Genomic DNA, 25,340 nt, shown 5'->3' with positions numbered 1-25,340 from the left:
TAGTTTCTAATTTAAGACGTCCGAACACTGACCTTTCAGTTGGTAATGATGTCGAGCATGCCCTTGATGGGCGTCGAGTTGACTAGGGAAGTTGCTATTGCATGTGGCGTGAAACCAAAATTCTCCTGATCGATGACGATACCGCTCGCCGCCGTGACCTGGCGGTGGTGTTGAATTTTCTTGGCGAAGAAAATCTACCCTGCTCCAGCCATGATTGGCAGCAGGTTGTCGAATCGTTGTCGTCCAGCCGCGAAGTGCTCTGTGTCCTGATCGGGACCGTGAACGCTCCAGCAAGTCTGTTGGGCTTGCTTAAGACAGTCGCTGCCTGGGATGAGTTCCTTCCGGTTCTGCTTCTGGGCGAAATTTCTTCAGCCGAGCTGCCTGACGACCTGCGCCGTCGCGTTCTCTCCAACCTGGAAATGCCGCCCAGCTACAGCAAATTGCTGGATTCGCTGCACCGTGCCCAGGTTTATCGCGAGATGTACGACCAGGCCCGTGAGCGTGGCCGTCAGCGCGAACCCAACCTGTTCCGCAGCCTTGTCGGCACCAGCCGGGCGATCCAGCACGTACGCCAGATGATGCAGCAGGTGGCCGATACCGACGCCAGCGTGTTGATTCTTGGCGAGTCGGGCACCGGTAAGGAAGTGGTCGCGCGTAACCTGCACTACCACTCCAAGCGCCGCGAAGCGCCGTTTGTACCGGTCAATTGCGGGGCCATCCCGGCTGAGCTGCTCGAGAGCGAGCTGTTCGGTCACGAGAAGGGCGCGTTCACCGGGGCAATCACCAGCCGTGCCGGGCGTTTCGAGCTGGCCAATGGCGGCACGTTGTTCCTCGATGAGATCGGCGACATGCCGCTGCCGATGCAGGTCAAGCTGCTGCGCGTGTTGCAGGAGCGGACTTTCGAGCGGGTGGGCAGCAACAAGACCCAGAGCATCGATGTACGGATCATTGCCGCGACCCACAAGAACCTCGAAAGCATGATCGAGGTCGGGACCTTCCGCGAAGACCTGTATTACCGGCTTAACGTTTTCCCCATCGAGATGGCCCCGCTGCGCGAGCGCGTAGAGGACATCCCGTTGCTGATGAACGAGCTGATCTCGCGCATGGAGCACGAGAAGCGTGGCTCGATCCGCTTCAATTCCGCAGCGATCATGTCGCTGTGCCGACACGGCTGGCCGGGCAACGTTCGTGAGCTGGCCAACCTGGTCGAGCGTATGGCGATCATGCATCCGTATGGCGTGATTGGCGTCTCGGAGCTGCCGAAGAAGTTCCGCTATGTCGATGATGAAGACGAGCAGTTGGTCGATAGCCTGCGCTCGGACCTCGAAGAGCGGGTGGCAATCAATGGCCACACGCCGAACTTCAGCAACCACGCGATGCTCCCGCCTGAAGGCCTGGACCTCAAGGACTACCTCGGTAGCCTGGAGCAGGGCTTGATCCAGCAGGCGCTGGATGATGCCAACGGTATCGTGGCGCGGGCGGCTGAGCGTTTGCGCATTCGTCGTACCACGCTGGTTGAGAAGATGCGCAAGTACGGCATGAGCCGTCGCGATGGGGACGAACAGGCGGAGGATTGACGCCTGGTCAGTGGCGGCGAGTCGGTAAAGTGGCTCGCCGCGGCTAATTCCCTTTTCTTTTGTAAGGCTGAAACGCCTGCCCTGGCTCGATTTCCTTCCTCTCCTGCGCCGCTTGGCGCAACTCGATAAAACTATCCGGCACGCGTATTGCTATATCGCAGGCAACATACCGTTTTATGACGGTGAGCCACGCGAGAGAGCACGATGCCCCACGCCGCCCCCACCTCCAGTGTGACCGAGCTCAAGCGCCCGGACGCCATCGAACAGCAGAGCCGAGTCGGGCTTGAGCAGGCGTTCGCCTTGTTCGACCAGATGTCGACCCAGCTCAGCCAGTCCTACAGCCTGCTTGAATCCCGGGTAACCGAGCTCAAGGGCGAGTTGGCGGTGGTCAGTGCCCAGCGCATGGAGGAATTGGCCGAGAAAGAACGCCTGGCCAACCGCCTGCAGAACCTGCTGGACCTGCTGCCCGGTGGGGTGATCGTGATCGATGCCCAGGGCAAGGTGCGCGAGGCCAATCCGGCAGCGCGGGATCTGCTGGGTGAGCCGCTGGTGGGCGAGCTGTGGCGTCAGGTGATTGCCCGCAGCTTTGCGCCACGTGATGACGACGGTCATGAAGTGTCCCTGCGCGACGGTCGTCGCTTGTCCATTGCCACGCGCTCACTGGATGCCGAGCCTGGCCAATTGGTACTGCTGACCGACCTGACTGAAACCCGTCACTTGCAGGACCAGTTGGCCCGCCACGAGCGGCTTTCCAGCCTCGGGCGCATGGTTGCCTCCCTGGCTCACCAGATTCGTACACCCCTATCCGCCGCGCTGCTGTATGCCAGTCACCTGGCCGAGCAGCAGTTGCCGGTGGAAACCCAGCAGCGTTTTGCCAGTAACCTCAAGGAGCGCCTGCATGAGTTGGAGCACCAGGTGCGCGACATGCTGGTGTTCGCCCGCGGCGAGCTGCCATTGACCGATCGACTGACCCCCAAGGCGCTGTTCCAGGCCTTGCAGCAGGCGGCGCAAACCCAGGTGCAGGGTCATGCGGTGCGCTGGCAGTGCGACAGCCACCTGGGGGAGTTGCTGTGCAATCGCGACACCTTGGTCGGTGCAGTGCTCAACCTGATTGAAAATGCCCTGCAGGCCTGTGAAGGGCCGGCGCAGGTGAAGATTCATCTCTATCGTCGCGGGCAGAACCTGCGGCTGTGCATCAGCGATGCCGGCCCGGGGATCGACGCGGCCTTGCTGGTGCGCCTGGGCGAACCCTTCTTGACCACCAAAGCGACGGGCACCGGCCTGGGGTTGGCGGTAGTCCGGGCGGTGTCGCGGGCTCATCAAGGTGATTTGCTCTTGCGTTCGCGGCCTGGGCGCGGCACCTGTGCCATCGTGACATTGCCGCTGATTGGCGGGCTGCTGGAGGCGGGGGCATGAAAGGCGTCAAGGTTTTGCTGGTCGAGGATGATCGCAGCTTGCGTCAGGCGCTTGGCGACACCCTCGAGTTGGGTGGTTTCGACTACAAGGCCGTCAGTTGCGCCGAAGACGCCTTGGCGGCTGCGGCTGCCGAGGTGTTCAGCCTGGTGGTCAGTGACGTCAATATGCCGGGTATGGATGGTCACCAGTTGCTGGCTGAGTTGCGCGCGCGTCAGCCGCAGTTGCCGGTGTTGCTGATGACCGCCCATGCGGCGGTAGAGCGTGCCGTCGATGCCATGCGCCAGGGCGCCGCTGATTATCTGGTCAAGCCCTTTGAACCGCGCGCCTTGCTCGATCTGGTTGCACGCCATGCGCTGGGTGCCAGCAGCGGGGCGGATGCCAATGGCCCGGTCGCGCAGGAGCCAGCGAGCGCACAACTGCTGGAACTGGCTGCCAGGGTTGCGCGCAGCGATTCGACCGTGCTGATTTCCGGCGAGTCCGGCACCGGCAAGGAAGTGCTCGCACGCTTCATTCACCAGCAGTCGCCAAGGGCCAGTCAGCCTTTTGTCGCGATCAACTGTGCGGCCATTCCCGACAACATGCTCGAGGCGACCCTGTTCGGTCACGAGAAGGGCTCCTTCACGGGGGCCATTGCCGCGCAGGCGGGCAAGTTCGAGCAGGCGGATGGCGGCACCTTGCTGCTGGACGAGATTTCCGAAATGCCATTGGGGTTGCAGGCGAAGCTGCTGCGCGTGTTGCAGGAGCGCGAGGTCGAGCGGGTTGGCGGGCGCAAGCCCATTGCCCTGGACATCCGTGTGGTAGCGACCACCAACCGTGACCTGGCCGGTGAAGTCGCCGCCGGGCGCTTCCGTGAAGACCTGTTCTATCGTTTGTCGGTCTTCCCGCTGGCCTGGCGTCCACTGCGCGAGCGAAGCGCCGACATTCTGCCGCTGGCCGAGCGCCTGCTGGCGCGTCACGTCAATAAAATGAAGCACGCCCCCGTGCGTTTGTCGGCACAGGCGCAGGCCTGCCTGCAGGGTTACCCGTGGCCGGGTAACGTGCGCGAGCTGGACAACGCCATTCAACGGGCGTTGATCCTGCAGCAGGGCGGGGTGATCGAGGCGGCAGACTTCTGCCTGGCGGGCGTTCTGCCTGTCTTCACGGCGTCGGTGTGCGTGGCGCCGGTAGCTGTGGCACCGGTTGTAGAGGTGCAAGACGCCGGCGGCCTGGGCGATGACCTGCGCCGTCACGAGTTCCAGATGATCATCGACACCTTGCGGGCCGAGCGTGGCCGGCGCAAGGAAGCGGCCGAGCGCCTGGGCATCAGCCCGCGCACGCTGCGCTACAAGCTGGCGCAGATGCGCGATGCCGGCATGGATGTAGAGGCGAGCCTGTACGCTGCCGGGTACTGAATCGTTGCGGTTTTAGAGTTTTTGTTCGGCTGGCTGGTAGAGCTGGCACTCTTGTTGCTATGTCCTGCCTATCCGCTGCGTGAGTGTCAAAAAAATGCGGGCCGTCGGAGAGAGAAGTCCATGAGCCAAGGTGTTGAATTTAATCGATTGATGTTGGACATGCGGGCCATGCAAATGGACGCCATGTCGATGCCGAAGGCTGCCTCGGCGCCGGAGCTCGGTTCCAGCAGTTTTGCCGACATGCTTGGCCAGGCGGTGAACAAGGTCAATGACACCCAGCAGGCTTCCAGCCAACTGGCTACCGCGTTCGAAGTAGGCAAGAGCGGCGTTGATCTCACTGACGTGATGATTGCCTCGCAGAAAGCCAGCGTGTCGTTTCAGGCGCTGACCCAGGTACGTAACAAGCTAGTACAGGCGTATCAAGACATCATGCAGATGCCGGTATAAGGGCGAGATTGAGTCATGGCCGAAGCAGTCGTCGATAACGTGCCCGCCAAAGGCAGCCCGCCAGCACCCAAGCCGCCGCTGTTCGGCATGTCATTCCTGGAAAATATTTCGCAGATGCCCATGCTGCGTCAGGTCGGCCTGTTGGTTGGTCTGGCAGCGAGCGTGGCCATCGGCTTCGCCGTGGTGCTGTGGTCGCAACAGCCCGATTACCGTCCGCTGTACGGCAGCCTCGCCGGCATGGACACCAAGCAGGTCATGGAAACCCTGGCCGCTGCCGACATTCCCTATACCGTAGAACCCAATTCCGGCGCGTTGCTGGTCAAGGCCGACGATATCTCCCGTGCGCGCCTGAAACTTGCTGCCGCCGGTGTTGCGCCGGGGGACGGCAACGTCGGTTTCGAAATTCTCGACAAGGACCAGGGGCTGGGTACCAGCCAGTTCATGGAGGCCACCCGTTATCGTCGTGGCCTGGAAGGCGAGCTGGCGCGGACCATCTCCAGCCTGAACAACGTCAAGGGTGCCCGTGTGCACCTGGCCATTCCGAAAAGCTCGGTGTTCGTGCGTGACGAGCGCAAGCCAAGCGCGTCCGTACTGGTCGAGCTGTATCCGGGGCGTGCGCTGGAAGCCGGTCAGGTCATGGCCATCATCAACCTGGTGGCGACCAGTGTTCCGGAGCTGAACAAGTCCCAGGTCACCGTGGTCGACCAGAAGGGCAACCTGCTCTCCGATCAGGCGGAAAACTCCGCGCTGACCATGGCCGGCAAGCAGTTCGACTACAGCCGCCGCATGGAAGGCATGCTCACCCAGCGTGTGCACAACATCCTGCAGCCGGTTCTGGGTAACGACCGCTACAAGGCCGAGGTCTCTGCTGACCTCGACTTCAGCGCCGTCGAATCCACCTCCGAACAGTTCAACCCTGACCAACCGGCACTGCGCAGCGAGCAATCGGTCAACGAGCAGCGCTCCAGCAGCATGGGGCCACAAGGCGTACCGGGTGCCCTGAGCAACCAGCCACCTGGCCCGGCCACTGCGCCGCAAACCACGGGTGGTGCTGCAGGTGCCACGGCGGCGATCCAGCCTGGCCAACCGCTGCTTGATGCCAATGGCCAGCAAATCATGGACCCGGCCACCGGCCAGCCGATGCTTGCGCCTTACCCGGCCGACAAGCGTCAGCAGTCGACCAAGAACTTCGAACTGGACCGCTCGATCAGCCACACCCGTCAGCAGCAGGGTCGCCTGAACCGTCTTTCGGTGGCCGTGGTTGTCGATGACCAGGTCAAGCTCGACCCGGCCACTGGTGATGCGACTCGCACGCCGTGGGCGGCTGAAGACCTGGCGCGCTTTACCCGCCTGGTCCAGGACGCAGTCGGCTTCGATGCCAGCCGGGGGGACAGCGTCAGCGTGATCAACGTGCCGTTCGCAGCCGACCGTGGTGAAGTGATCGCCGACATTCCGTTCTATTCGCAACCGTGGTTCTGGGACATCGTCAAGCAAGTGCTGGGTGTGCTGTTCATCCTGGTGCTGGTGTTCGGTGTGCTGCGTCCGGTGCTCAACAACATTACCGGCCATGGCAAGCAAGGCTCCGGTACCGACCGTGACATGGAACTGGGTGGCATGCTGGGTCTGGATGGCGAACTGGCCAACGACCGTGTCAGCCTGGGTGGTCCGCAAAGCATTCTCTTGCCTAGCCCGAGCGAGGGTTACGATGCCCAGCTCAATGCAATCAAGAGTCTGGTGGCTGAAGACCCGGGTCGAGTGGCCCAGGTCGTGAAAGAGTGGATCAATGCCGATGAGTGATAATCGAGCCCTTACCGCCAAGCTCACCCGCGTCGACAAGGCCGCGATCCTGCTGCTGTCGCTGGGTGAAACCGATGCCGCGCAAGTGCTGCGCCACATGGGCCCCAAGGAAGTGCAGCGGGTCGGTGTAGCCATGGCGCAGATGGGTAACGTCCATCGCGAGCAGGTCGAACAGGTGATGAGCGAGTTCGTCGAGATCGTCGGCGACCAGACCAGCCTGGGCGTCGGTTCCGACGGATACATCCGCAAGATGCTGACCGCAGCGCTGGGCGAAGACAAGGCCAACGGCCTGATCGACCGGATCTTGCTGGGTGGCAACACCAGCGGCCTGGACAGCCTGAAATGGATGGAGCCGCGTGCAGTCGCCGACGTCATCCGTTATGAGCACCCACAGATCCAGGCGATTGTGGTGGCGTACCTGGACCCGGACCAGGCCGGCGAAGTGCTGGGCAATTTTGACCACAAGGTGCGCCTGGACATCATCCTGCGCGTGTCTTCGTTGAACACCGTGCAACCGGCGGCGCTCAAGGAGCTGAACCAGATCCTCGAGAAGCAGTTCTCCGGCAACTCCAACGCGGCGCGTACCACCCTGGGTGGTATCAAGCGGGCGGCGGACATCATGAACTTCCTCGACAGTTCGGTCGAAGGCCAGCTCATGGATGCCATTCGCGATGTCGACGGTGACCTGTCCGAGCAGATCGAAGACCTCATGTTCGTCTTCAACAACCTGGCCGACGTAGACGACCGCGGCATCCAGGCGTTGCTGCGCGAAGTGTCTTCGGACGTGTTGGTGGTCTCGCTCAAGGGCGCGGACGAGAAGGTCAAGGACAAGATCTTCAAGAACATGTCCAAGCGTGCCTCGGAGCTGTTGCGCGACGACCTGGAGGCCAAGGGCCCGGTACGTGTCAGCGACGTCGAGACAGCGCAGAAAGAAATCCTCACCATTGCCCGTCGCATGGCCGAAGCCGGCGAAATCGTGCTCGGCGGCAAGGGCGCGGAGGAGATGATCTAAGATCATCTTCCCCGGGTCGGTCGCATTACCCTCCGTGGGAGCCGGCGTTGCCGGCGATGGCTCTGTGCGCCCACGGGGCGGTTGTCTGGCTACGATGGCTAGCCAATTATTTTGAGCGTGTGGAATCATGTCGACCAACGAGCACCTGAGTGAACTGATCCGCGCCAGCGACCTTGAACAGGTCGATCGCTGGGCGCTGCCCAGTTTCGATCCAGAGCCGGAACCCGAGCCTGAACCCGAGCCGGAAATCGTCGACGAGATCGAGGAAGTACCGCTGGAAGAAGTCCAGCCGCTGACCCTCGAAGAGCTCGAGAGCATCCGTCAGGAGGCCTACAACGAGGGCTTTGCCACCGGCGAGCGCGAAGGTTTCCACAGCACCCAGCTCAAGGTCCGCCAGGAAGCCGAAGAGGCCCTGACGGCGAAGCTTGCCAGCCTTGAACAGCTCATGACCAACCTGCTCGACCCCATTGCCGAGCAGGACGGCCAGATCGAAAAATCCCTGGTGCACCTCGTCGCCCATGTCGCCCGCCAGGTCATCGGCCGCGAATTGCGCAGCGATTCCAGCCAGATTACCCACGTGCTGCGCGAAGCCTTGAAACTGCTGCCCATGGGCGCTGAAAACATCCGCATCCATATCAATCCGCAGGACTTCGAGCTGGTAAAGGCACTGCGCGAGCGCCACGAAGAAAACTGGCGCCTGCTTGAAGGTGAAGCCCTGCAGCCCGGCGGGTGCCGCATCGAAACCGCGCACAGTCGCATCGACGCAACCATGGAAACCCGTATCGAAAAGGCCGTCGCACAACTGTTTGATCAGTTGCACGACCAGGGCCTGCACGCGGCGACACCGGACATGGTTGTCGAGCTGGGCAGCCCCGATGCGCCTTGAACGCACCAGTTTCGCCAAGCGCCTGGGCACTTACGCTGAAGCCGTCGACCTGCCGGGCCAGCCGGTGGTTGAAGGCCGCCTGCTGCGCATGGTCGGTCTCACCCTGGAGGCGGAAGGCCTGCGCGCTGCCGTGGGTAGTCGCTGCCTGGTGATCAACGACGATAGCTACCACCCGGTGCAGGTCGAAGCCGAAGTCATGGGCTTTTCCGGCGACAAGGTATTCCTGATGCCGGTTGGCAGTGTCGCCGGTATTGCGCCGGGCGCGCGCGTCGTGCCTCTGGCTGACAGTGGCCGGCTGCCGATGGGCATGAGCATGCTCGGGCGCGTGCTTGATGGCGCCGGGCGAGCCCTGGATGGCAAGGGCGGGATGAAGGCCGAGGACTGGGTGCCGATGGATGGTCCAACCATCAACCCGCTCAACCGCGATCCGATCAGCCAGCCCCTGGACGTTGGTATCCGCAGCATCAATGGCCTGCTCACGGTCGGGCGCGGTCAGCGTCTGGGCCTGTTCGCCGGTACCGGCGTCGGTAAGAGTGTGCTGCTGGGCATGATGACCCGCTTCACCGAGGCCGACATCATCGTGGTGGGGCTGATCGGGGAACGGGGTCGTGAGGTGAAGGAATTCATCGAGCACATCCTTGGTACCGAAGGGCTGAAGCGTTCGGTGGTGGTGGCATCGCCCGCCGACGATGCGCCGCTCATGCGTCTGCGCGCCGCCATGTATTGCACGCGCATCGCCGAGTATTTCCGCGACAAGGGCAAGAACGTACTGTTGTTGATGGATTCGCTGACCCGTTTCGCCCAGGCCCAGCGGGAGATTGCCCTGGCCATCGGCGAGCCGCCGGCGACCAAGGGTTACCCGCCTTCGGTGTTCGCCAAGCTGCCCAAGCTGGTGGAACGGGCCGGTAATGGCGAGGCCGGCGGTGGCTCGATCACCGCGTTCTATACCGTGCTTTCCGAAGGCGATGACCAGCAGGACCCGATTGCCGACTCGGCGCGGGGCGTGCTCGACGGCCATATCGTGCTGTCCCGGCGCCTGGCCGAGGAAGGGCATTACCCGGCCATCGATATCGAAGCCTCGATCAGTCGGGTCATGCCGCAGGTGGTCAGCCCCGAGCAGATGACCCAGGCGCAGCAGTTCAAGCAGTTGTGGTCGCGCCTGTCGCAGAGCCGCGACCTGATCAGTGTGGGCGCCTATGTGGCGGGCGGCGACCGCGAGACCGACCTGGCGATTTCCCTGCAACCCAAGCTTGTGCACTTCCTGCGCCAGGGGCTGGACGACAACGTCAGCATGGAGCAGAGCCGCGAGCACCTGGCGAGCGTCTTTGCGCCCGCCGCTTCGGGCTGATAGGCCATGGCCCAGCCCAGTCGTGCAGCGCGCCTTGCGCCGGTGGTCGAGATGGCCGAGGAGGCTGAGCGCACTGCCGCCCAGCGCCTGGGGCACTTCCAGCAGCAGGTCAACCTGGCGCAGTCCAAGCTGGTGGAGCTTGACCAGTTTCGCAGCGATTATCAGCAGCAGTGGATCGACAAGGGCGGGCAGGGCGTTTCCGGCAACTGGCTGATGGGCTACCAGCGCTTTCTCAATCAGTTGGAAACTGCGGTCGGCCAGCAGCGCCAGAGCCTGAACTGGCACCAGACCAACCTCAACAACGCCCGCGGCACTTGGCAGCAGGCCTATGCGCGGGTCGAAGGTTTGCGCAAGCTGGTGCAGCGCTACATGGATGAAGCGCGCCAGCTTGAGGACAAGCGCGAGCAGAAGTTGCTGGATGAACTGTCCCAGCGCCTGCCGCGTCACGATCGCTATTGAGGCGGAGTTTGGTCGGATCAGGTTGCTGTGCAGGCTGCGGGCTGCTAAACCTTTTTTGACTGCATTCGCCATTACCGAAGGAATCGCCTACATGGCAGTTGAAATAGCGTTGTCCCAGGATGGGCAGGACCTGACGATCAAGGTCAAGGGTCGTTTCGATTTCGGCAAGCATCAGGAGTTTCGTGATGCCTACGAGCGCCAGGGCAGGACCTTCAAATCGGTAGTGGTCGACTTGAAGGATGCAACCTACCTCGACAGCTCTGCGCTCGGCATGTTGTTGCTCTTGCGTGATCACGCCGGTGGCGACAGCGCGGATGTTCGAGTGCTCAACACCAGCTCCGATGTGCGAAAGATTCTCGCCATCTCCAACTTCGACAAGTTGTTCAATATCAGTTGACCGCCCCGATGGTTGATCATCAGCCACTGACCGTGTTGATTGCCGAGGACGGGGCGGCTGACCGTCTATTGCTGGCCCGCATTGTGCGCAATCAGGGCCATGCGGTGCTGACGGCTGAAAACGGTGAAGAGGCTGTCGCGCTGTTCGCTGAAAAGCGCCCGCAATTGGTCCTGCTTGATGCGCTGATGCCGGTAATGGACGGCTTCGAGGCGGCGCGGCGGATCAAGAAGCTGGCCGGCGAGACCATGGTGCCGATCATTTTCCTGACTTCGCTGACCGAGGAAGAGGGTTTGGTCCGTTGCCTGGAGGCGGGTGGCGATGACTTTCTGGCCAAGCCCTACAGCCCGGTGATTCTCTCTGCCAAGATCAACGCCATGGACCGCTTGCGCCGCCTGCATGCCACCATGCTGCAGCAGCGCGACGAGATCGCCCGCCACCACAATCACCTGCTCAACGAGCAGCGGGTGGCCAAGGCGGTATTTGATCAGGTGGCCCATGCTGGTTGCCTGAGTGCGCCGAATATCCGCTATTTGCAGTCACCGTATGCCCTGTTCAATGGTGATCTGCTGCTGGCGGCGTTTACCCCCACCGGCGAGATGCATGTCCTGCTTGGCGACTTTACCGGTCACGGCCTGCCGGCGGCGGTTGGTGCCATGCCGCTGGCGGAAGTTTTCTATGGCATGACCGCCAAGGGGTATGGGCTGGCCGAGACCTTGCGCGAGATGAATGCCAAGCTCAAGCGCATTCTGCCGGTCGACATGTTCTGCTGCGCGCTGTTGCTCAATCTGAACTTCGAGCGCCGTATGGTCGAGGTGTGGAACGGTGGCATGCCGGATGGCTACTTGTTGTCGGCGTCCGGGGGTGAGCCGTTGCCGCTGGTTTCCCGGCACTTGCCGTTGGGGGTGCTGGACTCGGCGCAGTTCGATGAGCAGACCGAAGTCTGGCCGCTGGCACCGGACGACCGCCTGTTCCTGCTGTCCGACGGGGTTGTCGATACCTGCGATGAACACGAGCAACTGTTTGGTGTAGAGCGCCTGAAGCAGGCACTGGTCGCCAACCGGCAGCCGGAACGGCTGTTCGAGGACGTGTTGCAGGCGCTGGAAAGGTTTGGTGGGCAGTCGCGTGATGATGTCAGCCTGCTCGAGATTCGTGCGGTCGCCCCGCAAGTCCTGGCGCCACCGCCGGTGGTCTACTCCGATAGCGGGGAGTCGAGCCCGCTGGACTGGTCGCTGTCGTTCGAATTCCGGGCGCAGACCCTCAAGCGTTTCAACCCCTTGCCCTACCTGATGCAGGTATTGCAGGAGATTCATGGGTTGCGAATTCAGAGCGGGGCATTGCACAGTGTGCTGAATGAGCTTTACTCCAACGCCCTGGAGCATGGTGTGCTGGGCCTGGACTCCAGCCTCAAGCGCGACGCCTCGGGTTTTGCGGCTTACTATCAAGAGCGCAGCAGGCGTTTGCAGGGGTTGCAGGAAGGGTTCATCCGCCTGCACTTGCATGTGGAGCCGCAGGAGGGTGGTGGGCGTTTGATTATCGAGGTCGAAGACAGCGGCAAGGGCTTCGATGTCGGTAGAGTGCTGGCCAGGCCTCTGGTGGAGCAGCGTCTGTGCGGGCGAGGGTTGAGCCTGATACGGCGTTTGAGTCGGCATGCCGAGTGGGCCGACGAGGGGCGACGTGCCCGCGTGGAGTTTGCCTGGGAGGCTCTGGCATAATCCAACTTGATCAAGGAGTGAACAAGTGTCCGACAATCATATCGATCAAAAGGTGCTCGGCGAGTTGCAGGAGGTCATGGAAGATGACTACCTGCGGCTGCTGGAAACTTTTCTGGAAGACTCCGAGTTGCGCCTTGGCGAACTGCACAAGGCCAAGAGTGCGGACGAACTCGGGCATGCTGCGCACAGCTTCAAGGGCAGCTGCGGCAATATGGGCGCGGTGGTGCTGGCGGAGTTGTGCCGACAGCTGGAGGACCGGGTAAAGCAGCAGCCGCTGTATGGTATCGAAGACCTGATCAACCAGATCGACCGTGAGTACGATGCGGTTCGTCAGTTGTACCGTGACGAATGCCGGCGGGTTTCAGTCGGTTGATGGGCTTGTTGTAAGCGCCAGGGCAAACCTGGCGCGAGTTTTGCGTAAGTTTCGCTAATTGCGTTCACGTGCGTTATTAGCGGAGACCCTTTCCATGCCCGTCGCTTCCAATCCATTGCTGCAAACTGGCGCTGCGGCCAAGCCTGCGCGCGCTGTTGCCGGCACCCCGGACAAAGCGCCCCAGGCCTTCAACGACAAGGCGCCGGGCTTTTCCCAGGTGTACTCGCAGCAGTCACGGGACAAGGCCGCACCGGCCAACAACCTGCCTGCAAACGAGCGCAGCAAACCCGTGGCCGCGCCGGCAAGCAACGGCAAGGTCGACGAGGGCAAGGCCGACAAGGTTGCCGATAGCGGCAAGACTTTGCCTGATGATCAGGATGTTCCGGTTGATGACCCCGCCCAGGCGGGTGATGCGCTTGCCACCGATCCGCAGGTACTCGATCAAAGCCTGGTAGCTGGTCAAGTGACTGACGCACAGCCAGGTGCCCAGTTGATCCAGGCCCAGGCCGAGGCAGTGGCGCCGGTGGTGCAGGCCGCGGCGGCGCAGTTGCAGGCCCAGGCAGCCGTCGCCACGACAGCAGTGCCTGAAGAGCCGCCATTCGACCCGGCCAGCGATCCGCTGGCCGATCTGCCGGCCGTGCGCCTGGCCCTGGAGCAGAATGCCCAGGCCCAGGGTACGACCTCGGCACATGCCAAGGGCGCCAACACGCAGCCTGATCCGGCGGCAAGCCAGCCAGCCGTCAATACACTGGCGGCAATGCTGGGCAAGACCGATGCCGAACCGGGCCAGGACGAGCCGGGCGAGAAGGCGTTTTCCGGGTTGCTGGAGGATGGCCTCAAGGATCTCAAGGGCGCTGCCAGTGACACCCGTGTCGATGATTTCGCCAACCGCCTGAGTGCCTTGACCCAGGCGGCAACGCCCAAGACTGCCAATGCCGTGCCTGTAGCTGTGCCGACGCCGTTGGGCCAGCCGTTGGCGATGCACCAGGGTGGCTGGACCGAGGGCCTGGTCAATCGTGTGATGTACCTGTCGAGCCAGAACCTGAAGTCGGCGGATATCCAGTTGCAGCCTGCTGAGCTGGGGCGTCTGGACATCCGTGTCAATCTGTCGCCGGAGCAGCAGGCGCAGATCACCTTCACCAGTGGTCATGCTGGTGTGCGTGAGGCGCTTGAAGGGCAGGTCGGCCGGCTCAAGGAGATGTTCGTCCAACAGGGGCTGGGGCAGCCGGACGTGAACGTCGCCGACCAGCAGCGTGGCCAGCAGCAGGGGCAGCAGGATGACAGCCCACGCCTGAGCGGCGTGGCCGCGCGGCGCAACGAGGCTGGCACTGCCGGGGAGGCGGACGACGCCCAGGTAGCGGCCGCCATGCCGGTCGAGCAACAGTCGGTGGTTGGCTCCAGCGTGGTCGACTTCTACGCTTGATCCCGGCGTGAAACACCTGTGGGAGCCGGCCTTGCCGGCGATGAGGCCGGTACTGCTGGCTGCAGGCTCTCATGAGGTGACATTTCGGCCGATCGCTGGCAAGGCCAGCTCCCACAAAAGTACGTTGCTGCCTGCTTCGTACGCGCTCCAGACAAATCTGGCATAACACTTGCTCAACCCTCGCCATGTGGGACAAACCTCTTGTGAGTGACGGATTATTGGCATGGCGAAGAGCGACGCAGTGAAAGACCCCGCCGTAAAAGGCAAACTCAAGCTGATTCTGCTGCTGGTGCTGGCATTGCTGCTGGCGGTCGGTTTGTCGGTGGGCGCGACCTGGTTCTTCCTGCACCAAAGCGAGAGCAAGCCGCAAGTCGACCCGGCGCTAGCCGCCAACATCAAGCCTGTGGCCATCTACGAGCCCTTGGCGCCGGCCTTCGTGGTCAACTTCAACCAGAACGGCCGTCAGCGCTACATGCAGGTGAGCATCACCATGCAGGGGCGCGACCAGGCTGCGCTGGACGCCTTGAAGGTGCATATGCCGGTGATCCGCAACAACCTGGTCATGCTCTTCTCCGGCCAGCCGTTCGAAACCCTGGCGACTCCGGTCGGCCAGGAAATGCTGCGCCAGAAGGCCACCGCGAGTGTCCAGGAAGTGGCGCAGAAGGAAGTTGGCAAATTGGTCGTCGACCAGTTGCTGTTCACCAATTTCGTATTGCAGTAGGAGCCCGATATGGCCGTGCAGGACCTGCTGTCCCAGGATGAGATCGATGCCCTCTTGCATGGCGTCGACGACGGTTTGGTGCAAACCGAAAGCAACGCCGAGCCTGGCAGCGTCAAAAGTTATGACCTGACCAGCCAGGACCGGATCGTTCGCGGGCGGATGCCGACCCTGGAAATGATCAACGAGCGTTTCGCCCGCTATACCCGCATCAGCATGTTCAACCTGCTGCGTCGCTCTGCCGACGTGGCGGTTGGCGGCGTGCAGGTGATGAAGTTTGGCGAGTACGTGCATTCCCTGTACGTGCCGACCAGCCTCAACCTGGTGAAGATCAAGCCGCTGCGCGGTACCTCGCTGTTCATCCTTGACGCGAAGCTCGTGTTCAAGCTGGTGGACAACTTCTTCGGTGGTGATGGTCGTCACGCCAAGATCGAAGGCCGCGAATTCACCCCGACCGAACTGCGGGTCGTGCGCATGGTGCTGGAACAGGCCTTCGTCGACCTCAAGGAAGCCTGGCAGGCGATCATGCCGGTCAGCTTCGAGTACGTGAACTCGGAGGTCAACCCGGCCATGGCCAACATCGTCGGGCCAAGCGAGGCGGTGGTGGTCTCGACCTTCCACATCGAGCTTGATGGCGGTGGCGGCGACCTGCACGTGACCATGCCGTACTCGATGATCGAGCCGGTACGCGAAATGCTCGACGCCGGCTTCCAGTCCGACCTCGATGACCAGGACGAGCGCTGGATCAAGGCGCTGCGCGAAGACGTGCTGGATGTCAGCGTGCCGATCAGTGCCACGGTGGCCCGTCGGCAACTCAAGCTGCGTGACATCCTGCACATGCAGCCGGGGGATGTGATCCCGGTCGAGCTGCCGGATGAGCTGGTGCTGCGCGCCAATGGCGTGCCGTCGTTCAAGGCCAAGCTGGGCTCGCACAAGGGCACGCTGGCGCTGCAAGTGACCGAGGCGATCGAGCGCCGCTGAGCGCCGAGTGCTTTTTAATTCCCGAATTGATTGCCCCGTCGAGGACAAGATGGCTGACGAAAACAACCTCACTTCCGCAGAAGACCAGGCCCTGGCCGATGAGTGGGCCGCTGCGCTGAACGAGACTGGCGATGCCGGTCAATCCGATATCGATGCGCTGTTGGCGGCGGATGCCGGCAACAACGCCGGTGGCGCCAACCGCCTGCCGATGGAAGAGTTCGGCAGTTCGCCGCGCTCCAACGAGCCAGTGACCCTGGACGGCCCCAACCTGGATGTGATCCTCGACATCCCGGTGAGCATTTCCATGGAAGTGGGCAGCACCGAAATCAACATCCGCAACCTGCTCCAGCTCAACCAGGGCTCGGTGATCGAGCTTGATCGCCTGGCTGGCGAGCCGCTGGACGTGCTGGTCAACGGCACCCTGATTGCGCACGGCGAAGTGGTGGTGGTCAACGAGAAGTTCGGCATTCGCCTGACCGACGTGATCAGCCCAAGCGAACGCATCAAGAAGCTGCGCTGAGTGAAGCGCTCGCTCTCGGCGGTGCTGGCGGCTGCCAGTAGCCTGTGGGTTGAAGTCGCCGTTGCGGCGGCCCCGGCGGCTGCGCCGGTGGCCGCAGCGGCCGCCACTGAAAGCCCGACCGCTCAACTGACCCAGCTGGTGCTGGGTTTGTTGCTGGTGTTGGGGCTGATTTTCTTCCTGGCCTGGCTGTTGCGCCGGGTTCAGCATGCGACGCCCGGCAGCAAGCAGGTGATCGAGGTCGTCGGTGTGCGCACGGTCGGGCCACGTGACCGGCTGCTACTGGTGCAGATCGGTGACGAGCAGATCCTCATCGGCCATACCCCCGGTACGCTGACCGCCCTGCATGTGATGAAACAGCCCGTTGCCATGCCGAGCACTGTGCGCCCGGCCACGCCAGAATTCGCCCAGCGCCTCATGGAACTGCTGGGCAAGGATCAGAAGGACAAGTCGTAATGGGCGCATGGCGCATTTTGTTGACGCTGCTGCTGGTGCTGGCAGCGCCATTGGCAGTGGCAGCCGACCCGCTGTCGATCCCGGCGATCACGCTGTCCAGCGGTGCGGACGGGCAGCAGGAGTACTCGGTCAGCCTGCAGATCCTGCTGATCATGACGGCGCTGAGCTTTATTCCGGCGTTCGTCGTGCTGATGACCAGTTTCACCCGGATCATCATCGTCTTCTCCATCCTGCGCCAGGCGCTGGGCCTGCAGCAGACGCCGTCGAACCAGATCCTCAACGGCATGGCGCTGTTCTTGACGCTGTTCATCATGGCGCCGGTCTTCGAGCGGATCAACACTGACGCCGTGCAGCCCTACCTGGCCGAGAAGATGGCAGCGCCGCAGGCCTTGGAAAAGGCCCAGGTGCCGCTCAAGGAGTTCATGCTGGCGCAAACCCGGCAGAGCGACCTGGAGCTGTTCGTGCGCCTGTCCAAGCGTACCGATATCGCCACGCCTGACCAGGCGCCGCTGACCATCCTGGTGCCGGCCTTCGTCACCTCGGAGCTCAAGACCGCGTTCCAGATCGGCTTCATGATCTTCATTCCGTTCCTGATCATCGACATGGTCGTGGCCAGTGTGCTGATGGCCATGGGTATGATGATGCTGTCGCCGCTGATCATTTCGTTGCCGTTCAAGATCATGCTGTTCGTGCTGGTGGATGGCTGGGCGCTGATCATGGGCACCCTGGCGAGCAGTTTCGGCGGCGTCTAGCGCCCAGGAGAACCACATGACCCCTGAAGTTGCAGTCGATCTGTTCCGTGATGCCTTGTGGTTGACCACCCTGATCGTCGCGGTGCTGGTGATCCCGAGTTTGTTGATCGGCCTGGTGGTGGCAATGTTCCAGGCTGCCACGCAGATCAACGAACAGACCCTGAGCTTCCTGCCGCGCCTGCTGATGATGCTGGTGTCGCTGATTGTTGCCGGGCCCTGGCTGGTGCAGACGTTCATGGAATACATCCTGTCGCTGTACGGCAGTATTCCGCAGATGATCGGCTGAGCCGGCGATGCTCGAGCTGACGAATGCGCAGATCGGCACCTGGGTGGCGAGTTTCATCCTGCCGCTGTTCCGGGTGGGTGCGCTGTTGATGACCATGCCGATCTTCGGCACCACCTTGCTGCCCAAGCGTATCCGCTTGTATTTCGCCGTGGCGATCACCGTGGTGATCGCGCCCAACCTGCCGCCGATGCCGGTGGTCAATGCCCTGGACCTCACCGGGATGTTGCTGGTTGCCGAGCAGATCATGATCGGTGCGCTGTTCGGCATGGCCCTGCAGCTGTTCTTCCAGATATTCGTGGTGGCTGGCCAGGTCGTGGCGATCCAGATGGGTATGGCCTTCGCCTCGATGGTCGACCCGGCCAACGGCGTTAGCGTAGCGGTGGTCAGCCAGTTCCTGACCATGCTGGTGACCTTGCTGTTCCTCTCGATGAACGGCCATCTGGTGGTGTTCGAGGTGCTGACCGAGAGCTTCACCACGCTGCCGGTGGGTGGCGGGCTGCTGGTCAACCATTACTGGGACCTGGTCGGGCACATGGGCTGGATGCTGGCGGCGGCGCTGTTGCTGGTATTGCCGGCGATCATCGCGCTGCTGGTGGTCAACGTGGCCTTTGGTGTCATGACGCGGGCAGCGCCGCAGTTGAACATTTTCTCCATTGGTTTCCCGCTGACCCTGGTATTGGGGCTTGGCATCTTCTGGGTCGGCCTGGCCGACATTCTTTCCCATTACCAGACATTGGCCTCCGAGGCGTTGCAATGGCTGCGTGAATTGGCACGGGCGCGCTGAGCATGGCTGAGAGCGAGAGTGGTCAGGACAAAACAGAAGAACCCACGGACAAAAAGACCAAGGACTCCCGTGAGAAGGGCGAGATTGCGCGCTCCAAAGAGCTGAATACCGTGGCGGTGATGCTGGCCGGTACCGGTGCCTTGCTGGCATTCGGTGGCGCGCTGGCGGAAGTGTTGATGGAGTTGATGCGGGTCAACTTCACCCTGTCACGCGAGGTGGTGCTGGACCAGCGTTACATGGCCACCTTCCTGCTGAACTCGGGCAAATTGGCGATCTTCGCTACGCAGCCGATTCTTTTGGTCCTGCTGCTGGCGGCGCTGGTCGGGCCGATTGCCCTGGGCGGCTGGTTGTTCGCGGCGGGTTCACTGGCGCCCAAGTTCAGCCGGATGAACCCGCTGTCGGGCGTGAAACGGATGTTTTCGCTCAATGCGCTGTCCGAGCTGCTCAAGGCGTTTGCGAAGTTCTGCGTGATCCTGATCGTGGCGCTGGTGGTGTTGGCCGCAGACCGCGATGACATTTTGGCGATTGCCTATGAGCCACTGGACCAGGCGGTGGTGCATGGCTTGCAGGTGGTGGGCTGGAGTGCGCTGTGGATGGCGGCGGGTTTGCTGCTGATTGCAGCGGTGGATGTGCCCATCCAGCTGTACCAGGCCAAGCAGAAGCTGATGATGACCAAGCAGGAAGTGCGCGACGAGTACAAGAACTCCGAGGGCAAGCCCGAGGTCAAGCAGCGCGTGCGCCAGTTGCAGCGCGAGGTGTCGCAGCGGCGCATGATGGCGGCGGTGCCGGATGCCGACGTGATCATCACCAACCCGACGCACTATGCCGTGGCGCTCAAGTACGACGCGGAGAAGGGCGTGGCGCCGCTGTTGCTGGCCAAGGGCACGGACTTCATTGCCTTGAAGATTCGCGAAATTGCCAACGAGCACAAGATCCAGGTGCTGGAGTCGCCGGCGCTGGCGCGTTCGATCTACTACTCCACGGAGCTGGAGGAGGAGATCCCGCAGGGCTTGTACCTGGCGGTGGCGCAGGTGTTGGCGTATGTCTACCAGATTCGCCAGTACCGCGCGGGCAAGGGCAAGCCGCCTGACCCGCTCAAGGACTTGCCGATCCCCCCGGACCTGCGCCGGGATACCTGATTCCATAAAGCTCGGGGTCTGTGGGAGCCGGCCTTGCCGGCGATGGGCCGCAGCGCGGCCCTGATTGGCAAGGCTGGCGCCTTGCATCGCTGGCAAGGCCAGCTCCCACAGGGATCAATACAAGACAGTTGCTGCCATAGGGATTTGTGTCAGGCAGGCTCTTGAAAAAGCACATCAGCGTGTGAAATGCAAAAGTTGGAAAGCTTCTTGCAATAACAGCGCCACGCGCCTGTGTGGCGTCAAAAGTTTGCTTGAAGAGGAAAACCGGTGGATCGCTCTCAGTTAATCAACAGCGCCCGTAACAACCTGGCCGGCCTGGGCCGGGGCAACCTGGGCGTGCCGCTGTTGCTGCTGGTGATGCTGGCAATGATGATGTTGCCGATCCCGCCGTTCCTGCTCGACGTGTTCTTCACCTTCAACATCGCCCTGTCGATCGTGGTCCTGCTGGTCTGCGTGTACGCCCTGCGCCCCCTCGATTTCGCCGTGTTCCCGACCATTCTGCTGGTTGCCACGCTGTTGCGGCTCGCGCTCAACGTGGCCTCCACGCGGGTGGTCATGCTGCACGGCCATGAAGGCCATTCCGCTGCCGGTAAGGTGATCCAGGCGTTTGGTGAAGTAGTGATCGGTGGCAACTATGTCGTCGGTATCGTGGTCTTCGCCATCCTCATGATCATCAACTTCGTCGTGGTGACCAAGGGTGCCGGGCGGATTTCCGAGGTCAGCGCGCGTTTCACCCTCGACGCCATGCCCGGCAAGCAGATGGCCATCGACGCCGACCTCAACGCCGGCCTGATCGATCAGTCGCAGGCCAAGGCGCGGCGTGGCGAAGTCGCCGCCGAAGCCGAGTTCTACGGCTCCATGGACGGCGCCAGCAAGTTCGTGCGCGGTGACGCCATCGCCGGCCTGCTGATCCTGTTCATCAACCTGATCGGCGGCATGCTGGTCGGCATGTTCCAGCACGGCATGACCTTCGGCGACGCCGGCAAGGTCTACGCCCTGCTGACCATCGGTGACGGTTTGGTGGCGCAATTGCCATCGCTGCTGCTGTCCACTGCCGCCGCGATCATGGTGACCCGAGCTTCCGGCTCCGAGGAGATGGGCAAGCAGATCAACCGGCAGATGTTCGAATCGCCCAAGGCGCTGGCAGTGTCAGGCGGCATCATGATCGTCATGGGCCTGGTGCCGGGCATGCCGCACGTTGCCTTCCTCAGCCTGGGTGCGATGGCCTGTGGCGGTGCCTACCTGGTGTGGCGCAAGCAGAACGAAGTCAAGGTCAAGGCCTTGCAGGAGGTCCAGCGCCAACAGGACCTGCTGCCATCCCCGCAACGCGCTGCCGAAACCAAGGAGCTGGGCTGGGACGACGTTACCCCGATTGACATGATCGGCCTGGAAGTGGGCTATCGCCTGATCCCGCTGGTCGACCGCAACCAGGGTGGCCAGTTGCTCGCGCGGATCAAGGGGGTGCGCAAGAAGCTCTCCCAGGACCTGGGCTTCCTGATGCCCACGGTGCATATCCGCGACAACCTCGACCTCGCGCCCAGCGCCTATCGCCTGACGCTCATGGGGGTGATCCTGGCGGAAGCGGAGATCTATCCCGAGCGCGAGATGGCGATCAACCCGGGCCAGGTGTTCGGCGCCCTCAACGGTATCGCCACCCGCGACCCGGCTTTCGGCCTGGAAGCAGTGTGGATCGACGTCAATCAGCGGGCACAGGCACAGTCGCTGGGTTACACCGTAGTGGACTCCAGCACCGTGGTGGCCACCCACCTCAACCAGATTCTCTACAAGCATTGCCATGAGCTGATCGGCCACGAAGAAGTGCAGCAATTGCTGCAAGTGCTGGCCAAGGGCTCGCCAAAACTGGCTGAAGAACTGGTGCCGGGCATCCTCTCCTTGTCCGGGCTGCTCAAGGTGCTGCAGGCACTGCTGGCCGAGCAGGTGCCGGTGCGTGATATCCGCAGCATTGCCGAGTCGATCGCGAACAATGCCGGCAAGAGTCAAGATACCGCCGCGTTGGTTGCTGCAGTGCGCGTCGGATTGTGTCGCGCAATCGTGCAAAGCATTGTCGGCGTTGAGTCTGAGCTGCCTGTGATCACCCTTGAGCCAAGGTTGGAACAGATTTTGCTCAATAGTCTGCAAAGGGCCGGGCAAGGTCAGGAAGACGGTGTTCTTCTTGAACCTAGCATGGCTGAAAAGCTTCAGCGTTCGTTGATCGAAGCTGCCCAGCGTCAGGAGATGCAGGGGCAGCCGGCGATTCTGCTGGTCGCAGGACCAGTACGAGCGATGCTGTCGCGCTTCGGCCGCCTGGCTGTACCGAATTTGCATGTTTTGGCGTATCAGGAAATACCTGACAACAAGCAAGTCACCATCGTTGCCACAGTAGGCCCCAACGGCTGAGGTAGTGGGTTATGCAAGTTAAGCGTTTTTTCGCCGCCGATATGCGTCAGGCCATGAAGCTGGTTCGTGATGAGCTGGGGGCTGATGCCGCCATCATCGGCAACCGCCGGATTGCTGGCGGTGTCGAACTCACGGCAGCGCTGGACTACAAGCTGTCCGCCCTGGCGCCACGGGTACCCAACGTCGCGCTGGAAGACGAGTTGCGCAAGACTCAGTCGCGCATCGTTACCGCGCAGGCCGAGCTGAACAACCGTGCTGAGGCCGAAGAGGGCAACCGTCAACTGTTCGCCGGCTTGCCGCTGACCGCTTCCGAGCCGTTGGTTGAGCCGCTGGCCGGCGAGGCGCCTGCTGCGCCGGTCGCACCCGCTGCACCAGCGGTCGATCAGCGCATGTTCGACTCGATGCGCTCGGAGCTGTCCGGCTTGCGCGAACTGCTGGAAGTCCAGCTGGGTTCGCTGGCCTGGAGCCAGTTGCAGGGCAGCAAGCCGCAGCAGGCGAACCTCTGGCGTCGTTTGCAACGCATCGGCCTGTCCGGCCCGCTGGCCAGCGAACTGCTGGAAATGACCGCTGGCATCGAAGAACCACGTCAGGCCTGGCGCATGTTGCTGGCGCACCTGGCGCGGATGATTCACGTGCCGGAAGTCGAACCGATTGAAGAGGGTGGCGTGATTGCCATGGTCGGCCCTGCCGGCATGGGCAAGACCACCACCCTGGCCAAGCTGGCAGCCCGCTATGTGCTCAAGTACGGCGCGCACAACCTGGCGCTGGTGAGCATGGACAGCTTCCGTATTGGTGCTCAAGAGCAGCTCAAGACGCTGGGGCGCATTCTCAATGTGTCGGTGACCCACGTCGACCCGGGGCAGTCCCTGGCCCAGGCGCTGGAGCCGCTGCTGCGCAAGCGCGTGGTGCTGATCGATACCGCCGGCCTGCAGGCCAGCGACCCGGCCTTGCGCATGCAACTCGAAACATTGGCCGGTCGCGGCATCCAGGCCAAGAACTACCTGGTGCTGGCGACCACCAGCCAGAAGCAGGTGCTCACCGCTGCCTACCACAGCTACAAACGCTGCGGCCTGGCCGGGTGCATCCTGACCAAGCTCGATGAAACGGCCAGTCTCGGCGAAGTCCTGAGCCTTGCCATCAGTCATGAATTGCCAGTGGCCTACCTTACCGATGGCCCACGCATTCCTGACGACCTGCACCTGCCGCGCCGGCACCAGTTGGTCAGCCGCGCAGTCAGTGTGCAGATGCAGGACGATCCGAGCGAAGAGGCCATGGCCGATATGTTCGCCGATCTCTACCACAGCAACGGCAAGCGAGTTGGCTGAGGTGGATGTGTATCTGTTGCAAAGTACCTACATCAAGGGTCTGCCAGGCATTTTTCAGGTGTTTGAAAGCGCAGCCCAGTCATGTGGCCTCGGTCTAAGCAAGACAAGGTAAAGAACAAACATGGGTAGCATGCATCCCGTACAGGTGATCGCCGTAACTGGCGGCAAAGGTGGCGTTGGCAAGACTAACGTGTCGGTGAACTTGTCACTGGCGCTGGCCGAACTCGGCCGTCGAGTCATGCTCCTGGATGCCGACCTGGGCCTGGCGAATGTCGACGTATTGCTCGGGCTGACGCCCAAGCGCACCCTGGCTGACGTCATTGAAGGCCGTTGCGAACTGCGCGACGTGCTCTTGCAGGGGCCCGGCGGTGTGCGCATCGTCCCGGCCGCCTCGGGCACCCAGAGCATGGTGCACCTGGCGCCTGCGCAGCACGCCGGGTTGATCCAGGCGTTCAGCGAGATTGGCGACAACCTTGATGTGCTGGTCATCGACACCGCTGCGGGTATTGGCGAGTCGGTCGTCAGCTTTGTGCGCGCCGCCCAGGAAGTGCTGCTGGTGGTTTGCGACGAGCCGACCTCGATCACCGATGCCTATGCGCTGATCAAGCTGCTTAATCGCGATTACGGGATGAATCGTTTCCGCGTGCTGGCGAACATGGCGCAGAGCCCACAAGAGGGGCGCAACCTCTTCGCTAAGTTGACCAAGGTCACGGATCGCTTCCTCGATGTCGCCCTACAATACGTCGGTGCAGTGCCCTACGACGAATGTGTGCGCAAGGCGGTGCAGAAGCAGCGAGCTGTGTACGAAGCCTTCCCGCGGTCCAAGTGCGCGCTGGCCTTCAAGGCCATTGCTCAGAAGGTTGATACCTGGCCGCTGCCTGCCAACCCACGCGGACACCTGGAGTTCTTCGTTGAGCGTCTGGTGCAACCAACCAGTGCAGGGCCTGTGCTATGAGTGCAAGCGGCTACCGGATGTACAGCAAGGCTTCGCGTGACGCCCAGTACGAGTTGATTGAGCGTTACGCGCCGCTGGTCAAGCGCATCGCCTACCACCTGTTGGCGCGTCTGCCAGCCAGCGTGCAGGTCGAGGACTTGATCCAGGCCGGCATGATCGGCCTGCTTGAGGTGGCCAACAAGTATGACTCGAGCAAGGGCGCAAGTTTCGAGACCTACGCTGGCATTCGTATCCGCGGGGCAATGCTTGATGAAGTGCGCAAGGGCGATTGGGCCCCGCGTTCAGTGCACCGCAATACCCGTATGGTCAGTGACGCAATTCGTGCAATTGAAGCAAAAACCGGCCGTGACGCTAAAGATCACGAGGTTGCTGCCGAACTTCAATTGAGTCTCGATGATTACTACGGGATTTTGAACGATACCTTGGGCAGCCGCCTGTTCAGTTTCGACGACCTGTTGCAGGACGGCGAACATGAAGGCCTGCACGAGGATGGCGCCAGTGCCCAGCTCGAGCCTTCGCGCGATCTGGAAGACGAGCGCTTTCAGGCGGCCCTGGCGGATGCAATCGCCAACCTCCCTGAACGCGAGCGTCTGGTGTTGGCGCTGTACTACGACGAAGAGCTGAACCTCAAGGAAATTGGTGAGGTGCTGGGGGTCAGCGAGTCGCGTGTCAGCCAGTTGCACAGCCAGTGCGCGGCGCGTTTGCGCGGTCGCCTGGGGGAATGGCGGGCACGTTGAACGCCAGTTCGATGCAGTCGTGAAATTGCAGTGCCGAAATTGATTGAAGTGCGCG

The 25,340-nt window shown here is 62.2% G+C and carries 25 protein-coding genes; all 25 read left to right on the top strand.

From position 1 onward, the window contains the following. Positions 1–101 precede the first annotated feature (101 nt). Positions 102–1,577, top strand: coding sequence for a transcriptional regulator FleQ (gene fleQ, locus M5G11_RS08055; RefSeq protein WP_273911036.1), 1,476 nt, complete (start codon positions 102–104; stop codon positions 1,575–1,577). A gap of 204 nt (positions 1,578–1,781) precedes the next feature. Beyond that, positions 1,782–2,993, top strand: a complete 1,212-nt coding sequence (locus tag M5G11_RS08050; RefSeq protein WP_273911037.1) for a sensor histidine kinase — start codon at positions 1,782–1,784, stop codon at positions 2,991–2,993. Beyond that, complete coding sequence (locus M5G11_RS08045; RefSeq protein ID WP_273911038.1) at positions 2,990–4,384, top strand: sigma-54-dependent transcriptional regulator; 1,395 nt, start codon at positions 2,990–2,992, stop codon at positions 4,382–4,384. The genes M5G11_RS08050 and M5G11_RS08045 overlap by 4 nt, the downstream gene beginning before the upstream one ends. 120 nt (positions 4,385–4,504) lie before the next feature. Then, positions 4,505–4,831, top strand: a complete 327-nt coding sequence (gene fliE / locus M5G11_RS08040; RefSeq protein ID WP_273911039.1) for a flagellar hook-basal body complex protein FliE — start codon at positions 4,505–4,507, stop codon at positions 4,829–4,831. Positions 4,832–4,846: 15 nt separating this feature from the next. Further along, a complete protein-coding gene (gene fliF, locus M5G11_RS08035) occupies positions 4,847–6,628 on the top strand; it encodes a flagellar basal-body MS-ring/collar protein FliF (RefSeq protein ID WP_273911040.1) in 1,782 nt (593 codons plus the stop codon). After that, positions 6,621–7,640: a flagellar motor switch protein FliG gene (fliG, locus tag M5G11_RS08030; protein WP_273911041.1), complete on the top strand. Its 1,020-nt coding sequence runs from the start codon at positions 6,621–6,623 to the stop codon at positions 7,638–7,640. The genes fliF and fliG overlap by 8 nt, the downstream gene beginning before the upstream one ends. Before the next feature lie 127 nt (positions 7,641–7,767). After that, the gene (gene fliH / locus M5G11_RS08025) at positions 7,768–8,526 is read left to right on the top strand and encodes a flagellar assembly protein FliH (RefSeq protein WP_273911042.1); all 759 of its coding nucleotides are present in this window, start codon (positions 7,768–7,770) and stop codon (positions 8,524–8,526) included. After that, positions 8,516–9,874 (top strand): flagellar protein export ATPase FliI, encoded by a 1,359-nt coding sequence (fliI, locus tag M5G11_RS08020; protein WP_273911043.1) that lies wholly within the window; start codon positions 8,516–8,518, stop codon positions 9,872–9,874. Before fliH ends, fliI begins: the two co-directional genes overlap by 11 nt. A gap of 6 nt (positions 9,875–9,880) precedes the next feature. Next, positions 9,881–10,333 carry a flagellar export protein FliJ gene (gene fliJ / locus M5G11_RS08015; RefSeq protein ID WP_273911044.1) on the top strand — a complete coding sequence of 151 codons (453 nt, stop codon included), beginning with the start codon at positions 9,881–9,883 and terminating at the stop codon, positions 10,331–10,333. Between the two features lie 91 nt (positions 10,334–10,424). Then, positions 10,425–10,730: an STAS domain-containing protein gene (locus tag M5G11_RS08010; protein ID WP_273911045.1), complete on the top strand. Its 306-nt coding sequence runs from the start codon at positions 10,425–10,427 to the stop codon at positions 10,728–10,730. A gap of 8 nt (positions 10,731–10,738) precedes the next feature. Then, positions 10,739–12,442, top strand: a complete 1,704-nt coding sequence (locus M5G11_RS08005; RefSeq protein ID WP_273911046.1) for an ATP-binding SpoIIE family protein phosphatase — start codon at positions 10,739–10,741, stop codon at positions 12,440–12,442. Positions 12,443–12,467: 25 nt separating this feature from the next. Continuing rightward, positions 12,468–12,815: an Hpt domain-containing protein gene (locus M5G11_RS08000; RefSeq protein WP_273911047.1), complete on the top strand. Its 348-nt coding sequence runs from the start codon at positions 12,468–12,470 to the stop codon at positions 12,813–12,815. A 94-nt stretch (positions 12,816–12,909) separates the two neighbouring features. Further along, positions 12,910–14,238 (top strand): flagellar hook-length control protein FliK, encoded by a 1,329-nt coding sequence (locus M5G11_RS07995; RefSeq protein ID WP_273911048.1) that lies wholly within the window; start codon positions 12,910–12,912, stop codon positions 14,236–14,238. Positions 14,239–14,461: 223 nt separating this feature from the next. Further along, positions 14,462–14,959: a flagellar basal body-associated protein FliL gene (gene fliL / locus M5G11_RS07990; protein ID WP_273911049.1), complete on the top strand. Its 498-nt coding sequence runs from the start codon at positions 14,462–14,464 to the stop codon at positions 14,957–14,959. Between the two features lie 9 nt (positions 14,960–14,968). Continuing rightward, positions 14,969–15,937: a flagellar motor switch protein FliM gene (fliM, locus tag M5G11_RS07985; protein WP_273911050.1), complete on the top strand. Its 969-nt coding sequence runs from the start codon at positions 14,969–14,971 to the stop codon at positions 15,935–15,937. 49 nt (positions 15,938–15,986) lie between these two features. Then, on the top strand, positions 15,987–16,457 hold the full coding sequence (gene fliN, locus M5G11_RS07980) for a flagellar motor switch protein FliN (protein ID WP_273911051.1): 471 nt from the start codon (positions 15,987–15,989) through the stop codon (positions 16,455–16,457). Further along, positions 16,458–16,910, top strand: coding sequence for a flagellar biosynthetic protein FliO (gene fliO / locus M5G11_RS07975; protein WP_273911052.1), 453 nt, complete (start codon positions 16,458–16,460; stop codon positions 16,908–16,910). Further along, positions 16,910–17,662 (top strand): flagellar type III secretion system pore protein FliP, encoded by a 753-nt coding sequence (fliP, locus tag M5G11_RS07970; protein WP_273911053.1) that lies wholly within the window; start codon positions 16,910–16,912, stop codon positions 17,660–17,662. Before fliO ends, fliP begins: the two co-directional genes overlap by 1 nt. A 16-nt stretch (positions 17,663–17,678) precedes the next feature. Further along, complete coding sequence (gene fliQ, locus M5G11_RS07965; protein WP_273911054.1) at positions 17,679–17,948, top strand: flagellar biosynthesis protein FliQ; 270 nt, start codon at positions 17,679–17,681, stop codon at positions 17,946–17,948. A gap of 7 nt (positions 17,949–17,955) precedes the next feature. Then, positions 17,956–18,732, top strand: coding sequence for a flagellar biosynthetic protein FliR (gene fliR, locus M5G11_RS07960; protein WP_273911055.1), 777 nt, complete (start codon positions 17,956–17,958; stop codon positions 18,730–18,732). 2 nt (positions 18,733–18,734) lie between these two features. Beyond that, the gene (gene flhB, locus M5G11_RS07955) at positions 18,735–19,871 is read left to right on the top strand and encodes a flagellar biosynthesis protein FlhB (protein ID WP_273911056.1); all 1,137 of its coding nucleotides are present in this window, start codon (positions 18,735–18,737) and stop codon (positions 19,869–19,871) included. A gap of 267 nt (positions 19,872–20,138) precedes the next feature. Then, complete coding sequence (gene flhA, locus M5G11_RS07950) at positions 20,139–22,268, top strand: flagellar biosynthesis protein FlhA (RefSeq protein ID WP_273911057.1); 2,130 nt, start codon at positions 20,139–20,141, stop codon at positions 22,266–22,268. An 11-nt stretch (positions 22,269–22,279) separates the two neighbouring features. Then, positions 22,280–23,593: a flagellar biosynthesis GTPase FlhF gene (gene flhF, locus M5G11_RS07945; protein ID WP_273911058.1), complete on the top strand. Its 1,314-nt coding sequence runs from the start codon at positions 22,280–22,282 to the stop codon at positions 23,591–23,593. Positions 23,594–23,714: 121 nt separating this feature from the next. Next, positions 23,715–24,548, top strand: a complete 834-nt coding sequence (gene fleN, locus M5G11_RS07940; RefSeq protein ID WP_273911059.1) for a flagellar synthesis regulator FleN — start codon at positions 23,715–23,717, stop codon at positions 24,546–24,548. Further along, positions 24,545–25,285 (top strand): RNA polymerase sigma factor FliA, encoded by a 741-nt coding sequence (gene fliA, locus M5G11_RS07935; protein WP_116550416.1) that lies wholly within the window; start codon positions 24,545–24,547, stop codon positions 25,283–25,285. Before fleN ends, fliA begins: the two co-directional genes overlap by 4 nt. Positions 25,286–25,340: the final 55 nt, after the last annotated feature.

The organism is Pseudomonas fontis (genome assembly GCF_028656955.1).
Lineage (GTDB): Bacteria > Pseudomonadota > Gammaproteobacteria > Pseudomonadales > Pseudomonadaceae > Aquipseudomonas > Aquipseudomonas fontis.
The sequence above is the reverse complement of the archived record's forward strand: the minus strand, read 5'-3'. Positions and strand labels throughout refer to the sequence as shown.

Bases quoted from the DNA above. Each gene is read 5' to 3' on its own strand.
- fliR (WP_273911055.1), top strand. From the start codon at position 17,956: ATGCTCGAGCTGACGAATGCGCAGATCGGCACCTGGGTGGCGAGTTTC.
- fliI (WP_273911043.1), top strand. From the start codon at position 8,516: ATGCGCCTTGAACGCACCAGTTTCGCCAAGCGCCTGGGCACTTACGCT.
- M5G11_RS08050 (WP_273911037.1), top strand. From the start codon at position 1,782: ATGCCCCACGCCGCCCCCACCTCCAGTGTGACCGAGCTCAAGCGCCCG.
- flhF (WP_273911058.1), top strand. From the start codon at position 22,280: ATGCAAGTTAAGCGTTTTTTCGCCGCCGATATGCGTCAGGCCATGAAG.
- flhB (WP_273911056.1), top strand. From the start codon at position 18,735: ATGGCTGAGAGCGAGAGTGGTCAGGACAAAACAGAAGAACCCACGGAC.
- fliN (WP_273911051.1), top strand. From the start codon at position 15,987: ATGGCTGACGAAAACAACCTCACTTCCGCAGAAGACCAGGCCCTGGCC.
- M5G11_RS08010 (WP_273911045.1), top strand. From the start codon at position 10,425: ATGGCAGTTGAAATAGCGTTGTCCCAGGATGGGCAGGACCTGACGATC.
- fliQ (WP_273911054.1), top strand. From the start codon at position 17,679: ATGACCCCTGAAGTTGCAGTCGATCTGTTCCGTGATGCCTTGTGGTTG.
- M5G11_RS07995 (WP_273911048.1), top strand. From the start codon at position 12,910: ATGCCCGTCGCTTCCAATCCATTGCTGCAAACTGGCGCTGCGGCCAAG.
- fliG (WP_273911041.1), top strand. From the start codon at position 6,621: ATGAGTGATAATCGAGCCCTTACCGCCAAGCTCACCCGCGTCGACAAG.
- fliJ (WP_273911044.1), top strand. From the start codon at position 9,881: ATGGCCCAGCCCAGTCGTGCAGCGCGCCTTGCGCCGGTGGTCGAGATG.
- M5G11_RS08005 (WP_273911046.1), top strand. From the start codon at position 10,739: ATGGTTGATCATCAGCCACTGACCGTGTTGATTGCCGAGGACGGGGCG.
- fliA (WP_116550416.1), top strand. From the start codon at position 24,545: ATGAGTGCAAGCGGCTACCGGATGTACAGCAAGGCTTCGCGTGACGCC.
- fliH (WP_273911042.1), top strand. From the start codon at position 7,768: ATGTCGACCAACGAGCACCTGAGTGAACTGATCCGCGCCAGCGACCTT.
- fliF (WP_273911040.1), top strand. From the start codon at position 4,847: ATGGCCGAAGCAGTCGTCGATAACGTGCCCGCCAAAGGCAGCCCGCCA.
- fliE (WP_273911039.1), top strand. From the start codon at position 4,505: ATGAGCCAAGGTGTTGAATTTAATCGATTGATGTTGGACATGCGGGCC.
- fliP (WP_273911053.1), top strand. From the start codon at position 16,910: ATGGGCGCATGGCGCATTTTGTTGACGCTGCTGCTGGTGCTGGCAGCG.
- fleN (WP_273911059.1), top strand. From the start codon at position 23,715: ATGGGTAGCATGCATCCCGTACAGGTGATCGCCGTAACTGGCGGCAAA.
- fliM (WP_273911050.1), top strand. From the start codon at position 14,969: ATGGCCGTGCAGGACCTGCTGTCCCAGGATGAGATCGATGCCCTCTTG.
- fleQ (WP_273911036.1), top strand. From the start codon at position 102: ATGTGGCGTGAAACCAAAATTCTCCTGATCGATGACGATACCGCTCGC.
- fliL (WP_273911049.1), top strand. From the start codon at position 14,462: ATGGCGAAGAGCGACGCAGTGAAAGACCCCGCCGTAAAAGGCAAACTC.
- M5G11_RS08045 (WP_273911038.1), top strand. From the start codon at position 2,990: ATGAAAGGCGTCAAGGTTTTGCTGGTCGAGGATGATCGCAGCTTGCGT.